This is a genomic window from Bradyrhizobium sp. 41S5 (genome assembly GCF_011516665.3).
Lineage (GTDB): Bacteria > Pseudomonadota > Alphaproteobacteria > Rhizobiales > Xanthobacteraceae > Bradyrhizobium > Bradyrhizobium quebecense.
Genome location: NZ_CP083721.1, coordinates 2329101 through 2348824, shown reverse-complemented (window position 1 = coordinate 2348824; position 19724 = coordinate 2329101). Strand labels below are relative to the sequence as shown.

At 63.3% G+C, this 19724-nt stretch carries 18 protein-coding genes; 5 read left to right on the top strand and 13 right to left on the bottom strand.

The window, feature by feature from the left end; all coding sequences use genetic code 11:
- Positions 1–57 precede the first annotated feature (57 nt).
- The 5 genes from HAP47_RS11085 to HAP47_RS11065 all read right to left on the bottom strand — a co-directional run bounded on the left by HAP47_RS11085 (position 58) and on the right by HAP47_RS11065 (position 4484).
- Positions 58–1335, bottom strand: a complete 1278-nt coding sequence (locus tag HAP47_RS11085; RefSeq protein WP_092116306.1) for an ArgE/DapE family deacylase — start codon at positions 1333–1335, stop codon at positions 58–60.
- A gap of 36 nt (positions 1336–1371) precedes the next feature.
- On the bottom strand, positions 1372–2325 hold the full coding sequence (locus HAP47_RS11080; RefSeq protein WP_173638213.1) for an LLM class flavin-dependent oxidoreductase: 954 nt from the start codon (positions 2323–2325) through the stop codon (positions 1372–1374).
- A gap of 27 nt (positions 2326–2352) precedes the next feature.
- Positions 2353–3123, bottom strand: a complete 771-nt coding sequence (locus HAP47_RS11075; RefSeq protein ID WP_173638214.1) for a CoA-transferase subunit beta — start codon at positions 3121–3123, stop codon at positions 2353–2355.
- Positions 3116–4036, bottom strand: a complete 921-nt coding sequence (locus HAP47_RS11070) for a CoA transferase subunit A (protein WP_173640551.1) — start codon at positions 4034–4036, stop codon at positions 3116–3118. Before HAP47_RS11070 ends, HAP47_RS11075 begins: the two co-directional genes overlap by 8 nt.
- 274 nt (positions 4037–4310) lie before the next feature.
- Positions 4311–4484, bottom strand: a complete 174-nt coding sequence (locus HAP47_RS11065) for a hypothetical protein (RefSeq protein ID WP_173638215.1) — start codon at positions 4482–4484, stop codon at positions 4311–4313.
- A gap of 588 nt (positions 4485–5072) precedes the next feature.
- Between HAP47_RS11065 and HAP47_RS11060 the strand changes: the two genes are divergently transcribed.
- Positions 5073–5645, top strand: a complete 573-nt coding sequence (locus HAP47_RS11060; RefSeq protein WP_231168837.1) for an acetamidase/formamidase family protein — start codon at positions 5073–5075, stop codon at positions 5643–5645.
- A 58-nt stretch (positions 5646–5703) separates the two neighbouring features.
- On the opposite strand, the gene HAP47_RS11055 is transcribed toward HAP47_RS11060, so the two are convergent.
- From HAP47_RS11055 to HAP47_RS11025, 7 genes are all read right to left on the bottom strand, one after another.
- Positions 5704–6564, bottom strand: a complete 861-nt coding sequence (locus HAP47_RS11055; protein WP_371821755.1) for a TRAP transporter substrate-binding protein — start codon at positions 6562–6564, stop codon at positions 5704–5706.
- A gap of 332 nt (positions 6565–6896) precedes the next feature.
- Positions 6897–7625, bottom strand: coding sequence for a class II aldolase/adducin family protein (locus HAP47_RS11050; RefSeq protein ID WP_173638216.1), 729 nt, complete (start codon positions 7623–7625; stop codon positions 6897–6899).
- Between the two features lie 120 nt (positions 7626–7745).
- The gene (gene ilvA / locus HAP47_RS11045; protein WP_173638217.1) at positions 7746–9293 is read right to left on the bottom strand and encodes a threonine ammonia-lyase, biosynthetic; all 1548 of its coding nucleotides are present in this window, start codon (positions 9291–9293) and stop codon (positions 7746–7748) included.
- Positions 9294–9682: 389 nt separating this feature from the next.
- A complete protein-coding gene (locus HAP47_RS11040; RefSeq protein ID WP_173638218.1) occupies positions 9683–10873 on the bottom strand; it encodes a M24 family metallopeptidase in 1191 nt (396 codons plus the stop codon).
- Positions 10874–10891: 18 nt separating this feature from the next.
- Complete coding sequence (locus tag HAP47_RS11035; protein WP_173638219.1) at positions 10892–12304, bottom strand: MFS transporter; 1413 nt, start codon at positions 12302–12304, stop codon at positions 10892–10894.
- Positions 12305–12322: 18 nt separating this feature from the next.
- Positions 12323–13114 (bottom strand): alpha/beta fold hydrolase, encoded by a 792-nt coding sequence (locus tag HAP47_RS11030; protein WP_173638220.1) that lies wholly within the window; start codon positions 13112–13114, stop codon positions 12323–12325.
- 11 nt (positions 13115–13125) lie between these two features.
- The gene (locus HAP47_RS11025) at positions 13126–14745 is read right to left on the bottom strand and encodes an FAD-dependent monooxygenase (RefSeq protein ID WP_173638221.1); all 1620 of its coding nucleotides are present in this window, start codon (positions 14743–14745) and stop codon (positions 13126–13128) included.
- Between the two features lie 110 nt (positions 14746–14855).
- Here HAP47_RS11025 and HAP47_RS11020 point away from each other — a divergent pair, with 110 nt between their 5' ends.
- The 3 genes from HAP47_RS11020 to HAP47_RS11010 all read left to right on the top strand — a co-directional run bounded on the left by HAP47_RS11020 (position 14856) and on the right by HAP47_RS11010 (position 17613).
- Positions 14856–15752 carry a LysR family transcriptional regulator gene (locus HAP47_RS11020; protein WP_173638222.1) on the top strand — a complete coding sequence of 299 codons (897 nt, stop codon included), beginning with the start codon at positions 14856–14858 and terminating at the stop codon, positions 15750–15752.
- 401 nt (positions 15753–16153) lie between these two features.
- Complete coding sequence (locus tag HAP47_RS11015) at positions 16154–16435, top strand: hypothetical protein (RefSeq protein WP_050401090.1); 282 nt, start codon at positions 16154–16156, stop codon at positions 16433–16435.
- Positions 16436–16659: 224 nt separating this feature from the next.
- Positions 16660–17613, top strand: coding sequence for a helix-turn-helix domain-containing protein (locus HAP47_RS11010; RefSeq protein ID WP_173640552.1), 954 nt, complete (start codon positions 16660–16662; stop codon positions 17611–17613).
- Between the two features lie 11 nt (positions 17614–17624).
- On the opposite strand, the gene HAP47_RS11005 is transcribed toward HAP47_RS11010, so the two are convergent.
- Complete coding sequence (locus tag HAP47_RS11005) at positions 17625–18494, bottom strand: DUF2066 domain-containing protein (RefSeq protein ID WP_173638223.1); 870 nt, start codon at positions 18492–18494, stop codon at positions 17625–17627.
- 200 nt (positions 18495–18694) lie between these two features.
- Between HAP47_RS11005 and HAP47_RS11000 the strand changes: the two genes are divergently transcribed.
- A complete protein-coding gene (locus HAP47_RS11000) occupies positions 18695–19708 on the top strand; it encodes a zinc-dependent alcohol dehydrogenase family protein (RefSeq protein ID WP_173638224.1) in 1014 nt (337 codons plus the stop codon).
- Positions 19709–19724: the final 16 nt, after the last annotated feature.

The following is a 19724-nucleotide window of genomic DNA, read 5'->3' as shown; positions in this document are numbered from 1 at the left end:
CGCCAAAAAAGGAGGGGCCCAAACCATGGGCCCCTTCCCGATCGATCCGGCCCTTGATTACTTTGTTGGGGCGGAATTGCACCAGTCGTAGATGCTGAGAGCCATGACCTTGATGGCCGTCAGATAATCATCGATCGAGACGTACTCGTCGTTCGCATGCATGACCGCCGTCGAGCCGGGACCGAAGATCACGGTTGGCGTATTCGCGTACTTGTTCAAGAACCGCGTGTCCGCCGCACCCTGACGCCCCGAGATCGTCGGCTTCTTGCCGGTCACTTCCGTGTAGACGTCGCAGACGGTCTGCACGATCGGATGCTGGACCGGAATCTCCGAAGCCTCGGCGTCGTAGCCGACGAACTTCACCACGGGAGGATGGTCCTTCATCCAGGGATCCTGAGCCGCAACCTCGGCGATCTTCTTGACGAGACTCTGCTTGACGCCCTCGTGGTCCTCGCTCGGCACCGTACCGATCGATCCCTTCAGAACGGCGCTCGCCGGGAAGGCGCTCGGATAATTGCCGGCCTGGAAGCTGCCGATGATGCAGGGCAAGGAGTCGATGGCGCTCGGGTAGAGCGCGTGCTTGACGTTCGCGACGCGTTCGTCTTCCAGCTCCTGCACGGCCTTCACGATCTTGTTGCCGAGCTCGATGGCGCTGATGCCAAGGTAGCGCTGCTGGATACCGGCGGGCTTGCCTTCGATGTCGATCTGGAACCAGATACGCCCGATGCAGGCCGGCTGCACGAACAGGTCGCTGGTCTCGCCGGAAATGCCGGCATCCGCCTTGTATCCGCGGATGACGGTGTCGAGCGTGCCGTGTCCGCTGACTTCCTCGTCGATGACGATGTTGATCATGACATCGCCCTTTGGAGTGAGCCCAAGCTCCTTCAGGTACTGGACCGCGAGCACGTGGCTGGCAACGCCGCTCTTCATGTCGCACGAACCGCGGCCATAGATGCGCCCGTTCTTGATCGAAGCGGACCACGGATTGTCGCTCCATCCCTCGCCGTTGCCGACGGGGATCACGTCGGTATGACCGTTGAGAAGCAGCGAGCGGCCGCCACCGGTACCCTTCAGGGTCGCAACGATGTTGGGGCGATTCTCATAGCCGCGGTCGACCGGGCGATAGCCGGGATGCTTCTTGAGCTCGTCCCAATTGGTCTCCCACATGTCGACCTCAAGACCGACTTCGGTCAGGTAGCCGTGCATATGCTTCTGGATCGCGGCTTCGTCGCCGGTCACGCTCGGGATCGCGACCATATCCTGGAGGAACTTGATCGCGTGATCTTTCGAAGCGTCGACCTTGTCGAGGATCTTCTTGCGTACGGGGTCAGTCATCTGGTTGTCGCCTGTGTTGAGCGGTTTCCGGTTTCGTTACTTGGCGCGCAGGCGCGGGACGATCTCACGCGCGATGGTCTCGACCTGGTCTGCCTGATACTTGTACGGGACGAAGATGATCTTCTGGACGCCGAGAGCGATGTGCTCGCGAAGCTGGGCGACGCACTCATCGACCGAGCCCATGATGGCGCTCTCGCGGCTGCAGTCGCTGTGAGCCGGGAAGTCCCACTCCTTGTTGAGCCAGTCCATCATGTCGGCTTCGACCGTCTGCCGCGATTTGCCGATCATGATCGGCAGTTGCGAGGCGTTCTTCAAAGTCGACGGATCCTTGCCGCTCTCCTTGGCGAAGTTGATGATCTTGTCCCAGGACTTCTTGAAGTCGGCGGGACGATAGAAGTAGGTGAGCCAGCCATCCCCATTCAAGGCGGCGCGCTTCAGCACCGGATCGGCGTATCCGCCGATCAGCAGCGGAATTTGCGGCTGCGCCGGCTTCGGATACATCACCGCCTTGGAAATGTTGTGGCGCATGTATTCGCCGGTAACCGACTCTTCGGTCCACAGCCGGCGCATGATCTCGAGATTTTCATCCATGATCTTCCCGCGCTTCTCGAAGGGAATGCCGAGCGCGTCGAACTCGCGCTTGTACCATCCGGACGCCATGCCCATGATCAGGCGGCCTTCGGACAGCTGATCCATGCTCGAGAGCTGCTTGGCGAGAGCCACCGCGTTGCGGAGCGGCAGAACCAGGATGCCGGTGCCCATCTTGATCCGCTTCGTGCGCGCGGCAATGCCCGTCAGCGTCGTCAGCGAGTCGATGATCGGGAAGTTCGGATCGACGCCGAGAAGCATGTGATCCCAGACCCAGACCGAATCGTAGCCGAGCTCCTCGACCCGAACGCCGTACTCGACGAGCGCCCGGGCGTTGGGCATTTCGGGATAAGCGGTGAAATTGCGCGCGGCAATACCAAACGTGTTGGCAAGCGTGGTCATCAATAGATCTCCGGACTTGGTGTAGCTTTAAGCGGTGAAGAGACGGTCGGGATCGAGCATCCGCAGCGTCTCGAGTTCATGATCGGTCGGTGGCGACGTGACGTGGAGGTTCTCGTCGAAGTCGAGCCTGAAACCGGTATTGTCCTGCACTTCCTCGCGGCTGACGCCGGGATTGAGCGCGAGCACCTTGATGCGCCGGGTCCTGTTGTCGAAGCCGAACACGGCGAGCTCGGTAATCACGCGCCACATGCCGCCGCTTGGCAGGCCGGAGTCGCGCCGGCTGGTGCCGCCGCGGATGAACCCGGGGCTGGTGATGAAGTCGACCTTTTCGACGAAGCGACGCTTCTCGTGCTTCATCGCGACGATCATGCTGGTCAGGCTGGAGATGTCATTGCCGCCACCGGTACCCGGCAGGCGCGTCTTCGGCTTCGCCGGGTCGCCGATGAACGACGAGTTCAGATTGCCGAACTGATCGATCTGGGCGCCGCCCATGAAGCCGACATCGACGTATCCGCGCTGGAGCAGCAGCAAGACATCGGCGCTGCCGAGGACCATGTTGGCGCGCTTGGTGCAGCGCTGGTCGTTGGTCGACGGCGGCAATTTGCCCGGCTCGACGAAGGCGCCGACCACGCCGCCCTCGAACAGAATGGTCAGGGCTGGACAGCGGGTGCGCTGGGCCAAGGTTGCAGCGAGCAGCGGCACGCCGATGCCGGCGAAGACCACCTGCCCGTCCTGCAGCTGGCGCGCGCTCAAGATCGCGAGAATTTCGCTTGCGGTGTAGCGCTGCGCCTCAGTCATTATAGATGCTCCTGCCCTTCTGCGTCGCCTCCAACACCTCATCCATGCCGATCAGCGAGAGATATTCGTTCCAGGACTTCGGGCTGTAAAAATAGCGGTCGAGATATTCCTGCATGCCCTTTACGGGATCCGCGTTGACCTGCGCGACATAGGCTTCCATGTGCCGCATCATCGGCTCATAGAGGCCGTAGCACTCGTGCGGCGCCGATCCGTAGGGAACCTCGACCACGGCGTCGACGCAGAAGAACGGGATTTTCGTCTGGTCCGGCGCGCGCCGGATTTGGTCGTTCGACACGATCCGCTCGGTCGTGAGGATCACGCTGTTGGCAGCGAGCGCGAGATCGATGTCCATGAATTGCAGGCCGTCGATCTGGGCGTTGCCGTAGGGGTCGCAGCGCTGGACGTGGATCAGCGCGACGTCGGGGTTGAGCGCGGGGACCAGCAGCAGCTTCTCGCCCGTGAACGGACAATCGATCTGCCTGGCTTCGGGACGCTGACCAACGATATCCGACCCCAACATGGCGCGCGTCGGCAGGAACGGAACGCCCATGCCGCCGGCGCGAAAGCGCATGCCGACGGCCATGTGGCTCCATTCCTCATAGCGCTTGCTGCCACTTTCCACGTGATGCCGCATCACCTTGGACAAACCCCAGAGAATCCCCTGGGCGAACCAGCTGGTGACAACGTGGTTCGCGATGCCGGATCCGAACACGAGGTCGCCGTCCGTCGAGACGATGCAGCGCGAAATCGAAAGATCCTTGCGATGCTGGCGGATCAGCTCCCAGAGCATCGCCATCGGCGTGCGGGACATGGTTGACCCGCCAATACCCACTTTCATGCCATCTTGGACGAAGCCTGCCGCTTCCTCGAGCGACACCACCTTTTCGCGCAGGCTGCGGTCGCGCTGCGCCATCTTCTCTCTGAGCCGCGTATACGGCTCCACCAGGGTATCCGGCAAAACATCCTCCTTGTCGGCAATCGGCAGCGGAGCGAACCGCAGGTCCCTTCTTGCCAATTGGACCTATCGTACTAATGTTAGTCCCATACGTCTAGCAGAATTTTCGCGACGGCCAATCCTGATGGGCAGCCGCGAGATGACATGGCGAAGTAAGCGGCCATCGAAGGACCGCAGCAGTCCTTGCTGCGGGAGATTGAGCTATTGCGTCCGGCGACAATTGCTCGGCGCGTCATCGCCCGCCCCCTTTGGCCGGACGGTTGAGAACATCCGAATCACCAGGCAGCTCGGCAAGGCCGATCATTCCTTGACTCGAAAGCAGGACAAAGCACTTGAAATAGCGTTGCGGCATCATTGTGCCGCTTGGCGATCGCAAGTCATGAGTCGAACGCGCGAGCTCGCTCATGTCTCAGACGATCCGCGACGGAAGACGACAGGTCGGCTGCACGTGAGACGAGCAGCGCGCACTATACTTGACGGTCCCGTCTGTCACGGTTCCGGCCATCCGTTGCGCGAGCGGACGGAACTGCCGCATGGTTGACCTGGCCAGCTCAAAACGTCGGCTCGAAGCGGAGAGTATTGGGACCATAAGGCGATAGATAGGATGTCCTGCCCAGCATCACGGCTCTTGGCACAGATCGTGCTTATGAGCCAACGTCACTTTCGAAAGCCTCGCCATGCAGCGCCCTGCTTCCACAGCGATCACCCCGTTGAAGTGACCGCCTGGTGCCGCAGCGGGCGCGGAGGCGCCAACAAGAACCAATGAGAAAGGATGGCCCGTGGAGCATTATCTTACCTCGACACCGGATCATCTTCATTGGGGACTGTGGGATGATCGGCTCAGTCCCGTCATCAGAATTGCGTCGGGTGATCGGGTGACGATCGAAACGCTATCGGCCGAGCCGGATGAAGCGTTCGATCTTGTGAGCGACCTGCTCGAACCGCTTGGCTGCAGCGACATCCTTGCGTCCCACGGAGCCGCACCGCGGGGCTATTGACCGGACCGATCCACATCGAGGGCGCCGAACCGGGTGACGTGCTCGAGGTTCGTGTCCTCGATGTCCGCCTGCGATCGGACTGGGGTTGGAACATGAGAGCCTCGACCAGCGCTGCGCGGGAAACCTCATTGGACTTTTGCTGCCGGCATGTCCCGCTCGATCGCGCGCGCAATATCGCGCGCCTGCCTTGGGGACGGGAGCTGAGATTGTCGCCGTGCTTTGGCAACCTTGGTGTGGCGCCGCCGGCGAACTGGGACCCCCGCAAGCCGAACGAAGCGAACGGTTTTAGCGGGCGCATCGACAACAGGGAGCTCGGCGTCGGATGCATCGCCTATTTTCCAATTTTCGTCACGGGCGCACTGTTCTCGGCGGGTCATGGCCATGCGTTGCTCGACGATGGAGCTGCACACCTCTCCGCCATCGAAACGGCGCTCGCCGGTACGTTCGAATTTCACATTCGCCGCAATCTGCATCTTGCGACCCCTCGGGTCGAGACCACATCCGTGTCGGCCAGCTCATCGATCGTCAATGCGCACGCACCGCAAGGCCGCAGCCAATGCACGAACTAGTGCTGCACGCTGCGCACAGCGCCTTGGCTCATCGCCGCCGGCGCGATGACACCACCGTCTATTGCTGCTGCAACGCCCACTCAATGATAGCCACGGCTTCCGGAGGAGCCTTGGCCTTCCACATTGCGATTGGTGTCGACGCGCCTTGCTGGAGCGCGGCGAGAACAGGAGCCGGCGCCGGCTCTGCGATCTCAACCCCGTTGGCGCGCATGCGCGCATAATTCTCGGCTGTGCGATTGGCCAGAAGCTGGAACTGGCTTTGCTCCGTCTCGGCAGCCACCTGCATCACCTGGCGTTGAACCGATTCCGGGAGCGCCTCAAAGGCATCGGTCCTTACAAAGGCAATCGAGATCGGGATCGCGTAGTTGATCGCCGTGAAATGGGGCAGATCCTGCCAGAGCTTTCGGCCGGCCCCGCCGTCGCCCGACGTCAGGATGGCATTCAGCGCATGACTCCTTACCTTGGCGATTGCCTCGTTGAACGGAAGGTACTCCGCCGTTGCACCGACCGCGCGCATGACCTCGGCCGAATTGTGGTCATACGTCCGCGCGGCAATGGATCGCAGGTCGGCCGGCGTCGAAATTGGCTGGACACTCCAGAGGCCGGTGGACGGCCAAATGGTGATGTACAGAAGCTTGAGGCCCTGCGCGGCTAACGCCTTCTCATAAAGTAGCCGCGCTCGTGCGTTGATGGTCCGCGCCGCCTCGATGGACTGGACGACAAACGGCAGCGACGGCAGACCAAATACCGGATCGGACGCTTCGAGTGGCCCCGCAAATGCGTCGCCACCGGCAATCCGTCCCTCTTGGGCCACACGCGGCATTTCGCCGGAGCTGATCTTCAACTCGTTATCGAACGCATTGCTGACCGTGACGTATCCGCTCGTCTGTGCGGACACGAACTCCGCGAACTTTGCCAACCAACTCCCGAGATATTGCTTCGAGGATATTCCGTCGCCATCTGCCACGTCACTTGAGCGGACGCAGGTAGGCTGAAGATGACCGTCGACGCGATGAGAAGCGCCGCCATGGCAGAGCGCAGACCTGCCCAACTGGTCGACCAAGGCAAATCAGAATCCGAATTGAGCACCGGGTATATCCCGCAGGCACAGTTTGACTTCGATCAGTCTTGCCTATGCTGACGGGGCCGTCAAATGGCCCAGCTCTGCGGCTCGTCGCGCGCTGGCTCCATTCAATCGGAGCCAGGCTTCTCGCCTCCCTGCACATGCCGTCCTAGACCGGCGAGTGCCCGTCATTGCTTGCTGCTAAGCCGTTTCTCGGCGCGGCGCGGTGCCGCCTTTGCCGTCGCACGGGCCTTGTTCGGCTTTGGCGTCTGCAACCCGTAGGTGGAGAACCCCTTTGCGGTGTCGGCGATCTCCTCGTCGCTCAGGATGATCCGCGAGTCGAGCGCAAGCGAGAGGTAGTATTGCCGCGCGAGGGTCTCGAGCTCGACCGCGAGCCACATCGCCTTGTCGAGATTGGCGCCGAGCGCGATCATGCCGTGATTGGCGAGCAGGCAACCATTGCGGCCTTCGAGCGCGGCGATGGCATGGTCCGACAATTCCTTGGTGCCGTAGCGCGCGTAGTCGGCGCAGCGGATGTCGGTGCCGCCGAATGCCGCTATCATGTAGTGGCAGGCCGGGATCGGCTTCCGTGCGATCGCGAGCACGGTCGCGTAGGTCGAGTGGGTGTGGACGATGGCGCCGACATCGGGCCGGGCGCGCGTGATGTCGAGATGAAAGCGCCATTCGGTGGACGGCTGCAGCGGCCCCTCCCATGTGCCATAGGCGCCCTCGAGCGGCATCGACGCGATCATCTCCGGTTTCATCGAATCATACGGGGTCGCCGAGGGCGTGATCAGCATCCTGTCTTTGTAGCGGGCGGAGATGTTGCCTGATGTCCCCTGGTTGAGACCCGACGCATTCATCCATCGGCACTTGGCAATGATCGCCTCGCGCAATTGTCGTTCCTCACGGGTCATACGGACTGCCTTTCTCTTCAGCACGAATTGCCTCTTCAGCACGGATTGCATGGCGGGTCGCCGATGTCATGCACCGCCAACCGTCCTCTTTGCCCTGGACCGGCGTAGGACCTCGCCGCTTCATCCCTTCTCGGCGGAGAGGAACAGGCGATAGGCCGGATTTTCGCTCTCGTTCCAGTAGGGATAGCCGAGCGCGTCGAGCGCCTGAACGAACCGGGCGCGCTCGGAAGGCTTGACCTCGATGCCTGCAAGGATGCGTCCGTAGTCGGCGCCATGATTTCGGTAGTGGAACAGCGAAATGTTCCAGTCGGGCGCCAGGCTCTCGAGGAATTTCAGCAACGCGCCGGGACGCTCCGGAAACTCGAAGCGGTAGATCACCTCGTCCTTGAGAAGCGGCGCGCGGCCGCCCACCATGTAGCGCACATGGTCCTTGGCCATCTCGTTCTCGCTCAGATCCAGGATCGGATAGCCCTCGCGCCGGAGCAACTCCATGACTTCCCGCTTCTCGGCCTCGCCGCGACTCAGCGCGATACCGACGAACAGTTGCGCCGGCGCGGTGGTCTCGGCGAAGCGATAGTTGAATTCCGTGATGGCCCGCGAACCGAGGATACGGATGAAGTGCCGATAGCTGCCCGGCTTCTCCGGAACCGTGACCGCAAGCAGCGCTTCCCGATGTTCGCCGACCTCGGCGCGATCGGCGATGGTGCGCAGCCGGTCGAAATTCAGATTGGCGCCGCTGTTGACCGCAATCAGGCTCCCGTCGCTCAGTGCGCCGCGCTCGGCGTAGGCCTTGAGGCCGGCGAGCGCCAATGCGCCGGAGGGCTCGGCCACGGATCGGACGTCATCGAAGATATCCTTGATAGCCGCGCACATGGCGTCGGTATCCACGGTGACGACCTCGTCAAGCAGGTCGCGGCAGAGCCGGAACGTCTCGGCACCGACCTTGCGGACCGCAACACCGTCGGCGAACAGTCCGACCTGATCCAGCGCGACAACGTTGCCCTTGGCGAGCGCGGCCGCCATCGACGCAGCGTCTGCCGGCTCCACGCCGACGACCTTGATCGACGGATTCAGGAATTTCACGAAGGCGGCCACGCCGGCCGCCAGCCCACCCCCGCCGATCGGCACGAAGATCGCCTCGATCGGATCGGGATGCTGGCGCAGGATTTCCATCCCGACGGTCCCCTGGCCGGCAATCACGTCGGGATCGTCGAACGGATGCACAAAGGTCAGGCCGCGCGCGACCTCGATCTCCCTGGCCTTGGTTTGCGCATCGTCGAAGGTGTCGCCATGCAGCACAACGTCGCCGCCCAAACGCCGGACGGCTTCGACCTTGATCGCGGGCGTCGTCCGCGGCATCACGATCGTCGCGGGAATGCCGAGCTTGCGCGCCGCCAGCGCCACCCCCTGCGCATGATTGCCCGCCGACGCGCAGATCACGCCCTGTCTCCGCTGCGCATCCGGCAGCCTGACGATCTTGTTGTAGGCGCCGCGAAGCTTGAAGGAGAAGATCGGCTGGAAGTCCTCCCGCTTCAGCAGGACGGCGCGCGACAGGCGCTCCGAGAGCCGCGGCATCGGATCGAGCGGCGTCTCGACCGCCACGTCGTAGACACGGGCGGTCAGGATGCTTTGGGCGTAGTCGCGGAGCGCGTTGGCGGCAGCAGTCATGGGTCGCTTCTGTCGATGGGGAGGCAATCCATATCGGTTGCACCTGCCCATCGTCGGCGCCGACCTGCGAGCAGACGGCACGGAGCCGGCCGCTGCATCCAGGTCGAACCTTCGCATGACCGGAGGCTGGAGTGAAGCAAAGACCGCCGGATCAATCGCCTGGCCGAGCACACATGAAGTCATCGGGCCGTCGCAGGCAGGCGCCGCCAAAATATCGAAAACAACCCCATGCAAAGTAGCCGGCGGCGTCGCCGGCCTTGACCGGGCAACTTGACACGTCGGGCAACTCAGGGATATATTTCTATTGTTCCGAAATTTGCCGGCGAGCGCCTCCAGCACCGCGGCGGAATCGGTGCCCAGCCAAAAATGCCGTCCTGGCGTTGACCGCTTCACGCCGTGAGATGCGACGAATTCCACCCCCTGCCGTGGTCGCCGGGTGCTTCCCAGCCCACCTCGGAGACGAGCAGCGTGTCCTCGAGCTTGATGTAGCCGCGCGCCGGATGCAGCAGCGCGGTTTCGATCGAGATCACCATCCCGCATTCGAGCGGCTGGTCGGCGTCATAGGCCGCGTAAGGTACCGGGCCGGTCGCGGTGAGGCGCGGCGCTTCGTGGCTGACAAGCCCAATACCGTGTGCGGTGAAGTCGAGCACGGCGCGATGCGGAGAGCCCTTGACGGCTGCCTCGCCCGCCGCAATGATGTCGCCGCCCATGGCGCCCGGCCGGATCGCGCGCCGGGCCATCTGCTGGATGTCCTCGACCTGTTGCAGCAACTCGCGTAGCTCGCTGTCGGGCTCGCCCAGAATGCCCATGCGGCTGAGGTCGCCAATGTAGCCCCGGTAGTTTCCGCCGGAATCGACCGAGATCACGTCGCCCTCTTCAAGACGCTGGTTCGACGGCGCGCGGTTATGGCTCTTGCCCGCGGCAATCAGACAATATTCGAAGACGAGATCGCGATGCTGCTCCTCACGACGCAGACGGGCGACGACGTCGTTCTTGGTCATGCCCGGCGCGCAGCTCTTGAGCGTGGCCAGCATCGCATCGACGACCCGTTCGGAAGCCTCCCTGATGAGATCCAGTTCGGCACGAGATTTTACGGCACGAAGCCGCTCCAGCGTGAAATGGGCCTCGCGGACCTCGATGTTGCCAAGACCGGCAAGCAGGTGGTCCCTGGCGTCGGCCGGCAGGAAGGCCGCCTCGATGCCGACGCGCTTGGCGGATCCCCCGAGCTTTCTCACATGATCAATGGCGAGGCCGATCGCATCGATCGTTCCCCACGCGCTCGCTTTAACGATCGGCGCCGATATCCGTCCGAGTTCATGCTCGAACTTCTCCATGCGGTTGCCGATGTAGACGGAATTCTCCGGGTGGCCTTTCTGATAGACGTACACGGGCAGATAGCGGCTGGTACCGATCGCCTCCATGACGTCGAAGAAGAAGAAGCGATATCCGCCGAGCAAGTACTGCACATTATGACGCGAGGTGACGACCAGGATGTCGAGCCCCGCCTCATCCATCAGCCGATCGAGCTTTGCAGTATCGAACGGCGTCGCCGTTGCGATCGTGTCGGGTGCACGGTCCATCGTAAAACCTTCCGTCTTTCACATTGCGGTTTTCGCGGCCAGTGACTTCGATGCACTGCTCGCGCCTGCGTTTTCGCCAAACAGAGCCACCGGGCGTCCGTGCGGCTCGACGCCGAGGAACGTAAAGGCGAGTCCGATCAAGAGACCCGCGCCGGAAAGAAAGAGAAACGCCGGCATCACCGCCGAGGCGGTCGCGCTGGGATGCACGACATTGTCCGCGCCGGCGATCAATGCAAGACACAGCGGCCCGACGATCTTGCCGACCCCGTTCGAGAGCTGGGCAAGGCCGACCGCGCGCCCCGAAAGCTGGACTGGAAATATCTCCGCGGGATACGGCCCGATGTTCGAAAATCCACCGTCGAAGAACACGGCGCCAATGATCAGGAAGACCAGAAACAGCGGGACCGAGCCGGCAAAATCAGCGTGAAAATAGGCAGCCAGCGCCAGCGAGATCGCGGTGCCATAGCCCATCAACTGGCCACACGGCTTGCGGCCGATCCGGTGCGCGAGAAAGGCAAAGCCGGTCCGGCCAGCAACGCCGGCGAGGCTGACATAGATGAACATCTTCGCCGCGTCCTGGGGCGCGACGCCAACAAGCAGCGCCACGATGGTCGGTCCCCACAGGAAGACACCGTAATTCGCCGTGCTGGCGCCGAACCAGATCAGGACTGTCAGCCAGAAGCGCCGCTGCTCGGCAAACAGATCGGCGAACGTCGCCGGGTTCGCCGGCGGCAGCGTGGGCAGGACAAATGACTCGCCGCCGACCTGATAGAGCTTTCGGATATTCGACTGCGCCTCGCGCACGCGGCCCTTGCTGATCAGCCAGCGCGGCGATTCCGGCATGATCATCATGGTCAGAATTCCGAGGATGATCGGCAGGAATCCGACCGCCGCCAGGCCGCGCCAGCCCACCAGCGGCAACAGGAAGCTCGCCGTCAGCGACGCCGACAGCACGCCGAAGGCGACCGGAACGACCACGAGGCTCGTAACCAATGTGCGATGGCGGGTCGGTGCGAATTCGACGATGGCAGGAACTGCCGCCGCCGCGCCCGCGGCAAGACCGAAGCCGACGAAAAAGCGCAGGATCGCAAACGCAATCCAGCCGTCTTCCGGAATGAACGCGATCGCGCCCGAGGTCAGGCCACAAAGCAGAACGCCGGCAACCGCCAACGGCTTGCGCCCGAAACGATCCGCGAGGATCCCCGCGGCGAACGCGCCCAGCATTGCTCCAATGCCGGCGCTCATCAGCATGATCGAGGTTTGCCCAAACGTCAGGTGCCATTTCGGCGCCAGCACTGAGACCAGAAACCCGACCACAAAGAAATCGAAGAAATCGACCACGCCGGAGATGGCGAAGATGATGATCGATAGCCAATAGCGCGTCGTCACCGGCGCTTCGTCGAACGGCACCGCGCTCGCTTGCTCAGCCATGGTCTCCCCCTGTTGTTGTCAAGCCGCCTTCTTTTTCGAATTCAGAAATGCCGTCACCGCCTCCGCCACCCGCTCGGGGGCCTGGATCGACGCGACATGGCCGACGTCCGCGATTGTCTTGGTCTCGACGCACACAAGATCGCGGGCGAGCGCAAATGTCTCCGCATTCGGGATCAGCCGATCGTCAGCACCCGCCAGCAGCAGCGTCGGGCGATCAAAGCCCGTCAGATCGGCGGCGACGGGCTGCGCGAGCAAGGCGCCGCGTCGCGCCTTCTGGCCGTCGTCGCGGTTCGAGCCACGGAAGATGTCGATCAGTTCGGGCCGCGCACGCAGGTAGTCCGGCGGGAAGAAGTATTCTGCGATCTTCGGCGCGTTGCCGACGGTGTCCGCGCGATAGGACGCAAGTTTGCGGAAGACGTCCGCATTGACGTCCAGCGGACTTCGGTTGACCTTCCAGGTGCTGCTCAGGATCAGTCGGTCGATGCGACCGGGATGGCGGGCTGCCAGCACTTGCGCGATCAGGCCGCCGAGCGAGGTCCCGAAGACATGGGTACGATCGTAGCCGAGCCCTCCGATCAAGGCCGCGGCATCATCAGCCAGGTGGGCCAGCGAGTAGGACGACGAAGGATTCCTGGTGGCACCGGAATCGCGCTGGTCATAAGCGATCACGGTGAAATGCGCGGCCAGCGCGGGCGCAAGGCTGTCGAACATCGAATGATCAGCCTCTCCGCCATGCAGCAGCACGATCGGCTCGCCGCGTCCGGTCTTCTCAAACGCCGTGACGACGCCATTAGATTCGAACGATTGCATGGGAGGCCCCGCTAATGCAGCAGCGTTGAAAGCGCGCCGGCCAATTCCTTCGCCGGATCCGACGGCACCCACGGCATCCGCCACGCCACATGTCCATCAGGGCGCACCAGCACGGCGCCGCGCATGCCCAACTGGAATCCATCCGCCGGGTCGGCTGACGGCAATTGCTTGAGCGAGAGCGGCAGGCGGGTCTTCTCCGATACCTGCTTCCCTGCTTCCAGCCACTCGCTGCCGAGTGGACCCGTGACGACGGTGAATTCCTTGTCGAACCAGTCGAGCGTCGATTTCTTGCGCGAAGGCTCGAGCCACATATGCGGAAAGCGCGCGCCGGGGCGGTCCGTCGGCGTGTAGTAGCGGGAGTTGAGCGCCTTCGCGACGGTGCCATCAGGGATCACCGCGCCCTCCTCGTAATTGTGCCCGAGGTTCTGCCCGATGCTGTGCAGATGATTGTCCATATCATTGATCCAGAACTTGATCCGGTCCGGATTGCGCGATCGTACGGCGTCGTCGGTCAGCCCAAATCGCAGCCTGTTGCCGTAACTGAAATTGGCATTGGATTGCGCGATCGGGCGGCGCTCGCGGGAATAGCTGTCGAGCAGCTTTTCTTCGGCGCGGCCCTTCAACACGAAGGCCAGCTTCCAGGCGAGATTGTGCGCGTCCTGAACGCCGGAGTTCAGGCCGAAACCGCCGGTCGGCGGAAAGCGGTGGGCGCAGTCGCCGACCAGAAACACCCGGCCCTTTCGAAAGGTCTCGGCCACCTGCATGCTGACGCGCCAGATCGAGCGATTCAGAAGCGTGACATCGAGGTCCGGAATGCCGACATGGCCGCGCGCGATCTCGATGAACTCCTGGTCGGTCCACGGCCGCTCGCGATCGTCCTTGGTCAGCCCGATTTGCGTCACGGTGAGCCAGCGATCCCGACCGTTGGTGTTCAGGATGCCGGCGCGCGGCAGATCGGGCCTGTCCGGGACGATGATGAAACCGGCGGCCTCGCGCGCGATCGGCAATCGCGACAGATCGGCACGCCAATACTCGTTCGACATCACCGCTAGCGTAGAGGGGCCGACCATGTCGATCCCGGCGCTGCGCCGCGTCTGGCTGCCCGCCCCATCGGCGGCGATCAGGTAAGTCGCCGTCCACTGCGTCACCGCACCGGTTTTTTCGCAACGCGTCGTGACATTGACGCCGCTGTTGGTTTCCTCGAACGATTCGCAGGCCGTGTTGAACAGAACCGTGGCGTGTTTTGACTTCTCGACCACCCGCAGAATTTCCTCCTCGACGGCGTCCTGGGCGACCAGACTCTTCCAGGCGGGGGTGTGACCGACATTCGGTTCGGGACGGGTGCGGCCGAACTCGTGACCCGCGATGCTGTCGAGGAACACGAACATGTCGGAGTTGTCCTGCAGGCCGCGGTCGCGGATCGCCTGCTCGATCCCCCACTGCCGGAAGATCTCCATGGTGCGGACCCAGCAGCCGCGCGACTTCGGATGATCTGTCGTCGTCGGGCTCTTCTCGACCACGACGCAGTCGATGCCGAAGCGATCGAGCAGCAGCGACATCGCAAGGCCGACCGGCCCGCCGCCGGCGATGAATACGGACGTCTGGCGTGCCTCATCGGTGGCGATGCCCATCCTCGTCTCTCCTCGGTTTGATCCTTGGGAAGGAGACTGCTCCTTTCTTGGTATCTCACAAGAATATGTTTGATATGGTATCCATCTCGAATTGAGATGGAGTGCCCATCATGGACCTGCGGCAGATTCGCTATTTCGTTGCCGTCGCCGAGCGTGGTGGCTTTGCCGCCGCCGCGAGCACGCTGAACGTCGCCCAGTCGGCGCTCAGCCGCCACGTCAAGGAACTCGAGGACGAGTTGGGCGGCGCCTTGCTCGAACGCGGCGCGCGCGGTGTCTCGGTCACGGAATCCGGCAAGGTGCTGCTCGCGCGCGGGCGCTGGCTGCTTGGCACGATCGACGACATCAAGGCCGAGGTGCGCACGGAAAATCGGGAGCCCAGCGGTACGGTCCGGATGGGCGCGCCGCCAAGCCTCGGCGATATCCTCTACCCGCCGCTTGCCCAGACATTCGTGAAGCAATTTCCGCGCGTGCGGCTCGAGCTCAGCGAAGTCTTGACGGAAAACGCATCCGAACGCCTGCTGCGCGGTGAGCTCGATCTGGCGATCGTGACGACGCCGCCCCCCAACGATCACCTCGACTATGAAATGCTCATGGTCGAGCAGGTGTTCCTGATCGGGCCGCCGCGCGATCCGCTGCTGAAGCGTGGCAGACTGACCCGCAAGGAGTTCGACGCCCTGCCATCCGCCGTGGGCCCGCTCAGCCGCAACCCGTTCCCATCGACAATGCTCTGCGCGGTACGAGTCGACAACAGCACGCCGATGAAGCGCATGGTGGCCGCGGGCCTCGGCTATGCATTGCTGCCCTTCTCCGGCATTCACCAGGAAGTGGCTGCCGGTGCGCTATCGGCAGCGCTGTTGCCTTGGATGCGCGCCGACCGCGTCCTGGCATTGCCGCGTGGACGGCCGGTCAGCCGGGCAACGCGTGAAGCGATTGCAACCTTGAAGAAGATCTGCCGCGCCCTGATCGACGAGGGAATCATCCTGACCGCGCCGGCACGCAAGACCTGAGCGCGTCATTCCCCTCCAAACGACCTGTTGTTCAGCGCTGTAAGCCTGCGCGCGAGCCATCGGTTTGCTGGTGGTAGCAGGCGTTCTCCTCGTCGCGGCGCCCTGGTCTTGATCATGTGCTCTCACCTCGTGAAAGAATGAAAAGTCGGACTGCACCAAGTGTACCAAAATCCCCGACGCGCCGCGCTCTGCATGCAGGCGCGCTTGCGCCGGTCAAGCGCATTGCGAAGCGGAGATTGCCAGCCAGCGCCTGAAGGCGGCAGGCCGGGAAGGCGGCGATCGCGCGGATCGAAATTCGAGTCACGGTGCGGTGAGTGCACGAAGGAACCGGGCGTAATTTATGTTTCAGTAAGCAAGTTGCAGCTAGGATCGATCAGTGAGTTGCGTATAGGAGACTTCCAGTGATCGACTTTGACGAACTTCGTAGTATCGCCGCGGATGTTCGTATCTTTATCGATGCTTCGGAAGACAAGGGTGGCGCGTTGAAGGCCATCGTCGACGCCTACGATGTCGTCCTCGGCATCTTCCCCGCCGGCCCCGGAATGGACCTTCACGTGGTCAAGGGCACCGAGGTCCTCAATCACATCGCGCAGACCCAGGCCTCGTCGGGCTTCACGCATACCGCGATCGCTTTCCAGACCCGCGAGCAGGCTGTTGCGCTTGAGCACCTGATGGCGGCCTAGCCACCGGGGCAGAGCCGCTGACGACCGCGGAATTTGCTTTGAGATCAAACGATTGCCCGCCATGCGGCGGGACGATATGCAATTTGTGCCAGTCTCGTCCCCAAGGCGCGCGGTCCTGACAAAACGGCGTCCCGACCCATCGATCCCGTGCCGTCGTCCGCGTTGCCTTCCCGAGCAAAACCAGCAAGAATCCCGTCCACGATTCCGCCGTGGGACGCATGGATATGGGCCAGCACCTGACGGTCAGCACCGGCGAGCTTGACGGCTTCGAGGGACTCCACGACGCCGTCAAAGGTTCGCATGTCGAGGTCATGCAGCTTGAGCGCGGCAAGCTGCGCGGTACATTGTCCCATGTCGGGATCGGCGATTTCTCGCTCAGCATCGGCGCATTCAATGTCGGGGTCCGCACCCAGCGTACTTCGGCCGACGACAAGCTGATCATCGGAATGCTGCTGAACGCCACGGATCGCGTCACGCATTGGGCATTCGACATGCAGCCGGCCGACGTGCTGGTGATCCCTCCGTCGGTCGAGCATGACGGCGTCTTTCACAAGGCCTCGTCCTATGCCGCAATTCGCTTCGACATGGCCGATCTGCCCGACATATTCGGCGATGAGCCGCGGCTCGCCGATGCCGAAACATGGCAAGCAAGGAACCACTTTCGCGCCGACCCCACGCTCGGCATGGCCGGAGCGATCAGGCTGCCGCAGATCGTCTCGCATCTCGCCCGGTATCCCGACGCGCTGTCGGACGCCTCGTCCGAGTTCTGGAAGCGCGCGATCATCGATTGCGTCAGGCCGACGGCCATCACATCGCTGCCATCAGACGGAACCAGCTACCTGCCGTCGGCGATGAAGCTGGTACGCCAGGTCGAGGACTATCTGCACGCCGCAGGCTCCCGCCCGGTCCATGTCTCGGAAATCTGCACCGAGCTTCGGGTGTCGCGACGCAGCCTGCACCGCGCCTTCCACGAGGTGTTCGGCGTCGGCCCGGTGACGTTCCTGCGCTACAAGCGGCTCTGCATGATCCGTTCGATCCTTCGCGAAAGCACGCCGGAGCAGACCACCGTTTCCAAGGTTGCGATCGAACAGGGCTTCATCGAGCTCGGGCGCTTCTCGCAATACTACCGCGCGATGTTCGGGGAGTACCCGTCGCAGACGCTCGGGTACGCCGGTTAGAGCGTGCAAGCTCATTTCGATCGTCCCGGATCACCATTGCCGGACAACACCTGCGCGGCGCCGCCGATGCCGCGCCGGAAGGCCTCATCGAAAGTGACGCCGCGAAACCGCCATTTGTAGTCCCTGCCGCGCCACGCCATCCGCCATTGCGTGGTCCAGCCGAGATCCCTGTCATCCCAGACCAGCTGTCCGACCAGGATGGCCTCGCCGCCCCGCGGCGCCACGATCGAACTCAGCTGTGTGGGCGGCATCTTCGGGAGGCCGGCGGCCGTGACGTTGGCGCTCGTCAACGCGGCCGTATCGGGCAGCACGACGCGCATGCCGCGCTTGCCGGCCGCAGCCGCGAGTGCATCGCGCTGCAAATCGGACTGCGTCCCGTCAGAGGTGACGATAAAGTCCTTCGGGCCGTGCAGCATCTCGACGAAGACGCCGAGCGTCGGCCGCTGCGATCGCCACGGCTTGAGGCCGAGCTTGGCGAGAATGCCGTCGATCTTGTCCTCGTCGAAAGCCACCGTCAGGTCGTAAGGCCGGTCGCGGGTGCCCTGCTCGTCATGATGCGGCTTGCCGGCATACTGGTCGTGATAGTCGTAACTGCTGACGAACTCCTTGGCCCCGGATTTGTAGCCTGCAAGCCGGCGGTCGCTTGCCAGCATGGGCTGACCGGAGACCTTGATCAGGACGTCCTCCAGACACGCACCGAAGCCGATGATGCGGTTCGGCTCGCCCTGCCCGGTGACGACGGTCTGCGCGCGATACAGATTGTCGTCCGCCGCCGCGATCGCACCACCGCAACAGATGAATGCGGCGGCAAGCACCACCCTGACCACACCACGTACGAACGCGGCGATCGGATTGCGTTTCGTCTCAAGCAAGGCAGCCATGGTCACCTCCGCTCGGTCACGTCATCAACGGCCCATTGGTGATATTATCCGGCAGCGCCAACATGGTTGGACATGGGCGCCATTCCATCGGCCGCACTGCACGCTATGGCCACGCGCGGCAGGACTGACATATGCTCTATGCATGCGCGGCGGCGCCCGGAGCGCCGCCGACGACGAGAACAGCCAGCAGGAGACGTCCCGTGAAATGCTATGAGTTGCAAGGCCCCGGCGGCGTCGACGCGCTTGCGCTGGTCGACAAGCCGGTTCCACAGGCCGGTCCCGGCGAGGTGCTGGTGCGGCTGAAGGCGGCAACGCTGAACTATCGCGACCTTCTCACGGTCAAGGGCGGCTATGGCTCGCGCCAGAAATTTCCGCTGGTGCCGGTCTCCGACGGCGCCGGTGTCGTTGAGGCGGTGGGCGCCGGGGTCGGGAGCTTCGCGGTCGGTGATCGGGTGATCGGCGGCTTCTTCGAAAGCTGGCTCGGCGGCGAGCCGAGCGAGGCGCGGATGCGCGCGGCACTCGGCGGCAGCGTCGACGGCGTGCTGACCCAATACCGGGTGTTCCCGGCGCACGCGCTGGTGCGCACGCCGGACCATCTCAGCGACATCGAGGCCGCGGCGCTGCCATGCGCCGGCCTCACGGCGTGGAGCGCGGTGGTCAAGCTCGGCGACATCAAGCCGGGACAGACCGTGCTGACCCAGGGCACCGGCGGCGTCTCGCTGTTCGCGCTGCAATTCGCCAAGATGTGCGGTGCCCGCGTCATTGCGACCTCTTCCAGCGACGCCAAGATCGTGCGGCTGAAGCAGCTCGGCGCCGATGTGACGCTCAACTACAAGACCACGCCCGACTGGGGCAAGAAGGCGCGCGAGCTGACCGGGCGCGGCGTCGATCTCGTCGTCGAGGTCGGCGGCGTCGGCACGCTGAACGAATCGATCCGCGCGACGAAAATCGGCGGCACCATCGCCTTCATCGGCGTGCTCGCCGGTCCCGCCTCGTCCGACACCCGGCTGCCGCTGATGGTGATGCAGCAGCAGCGGCTGCAGGGCGTCACCGTCGGCTCGATCGAGGATCTGCAGGCGCTGTGCGACGGCATCAGCATGCACGGCGTCAAGCCCGTGATCGACAAGGTGTTCGCGTTCGACGAGGTCAAGGACGCGTTCGCCCACATGGCGAGCGGCGCTCATTTCGGCAAGATCGCGATTGCGATCGGCTGACTTGCATACCATCTCG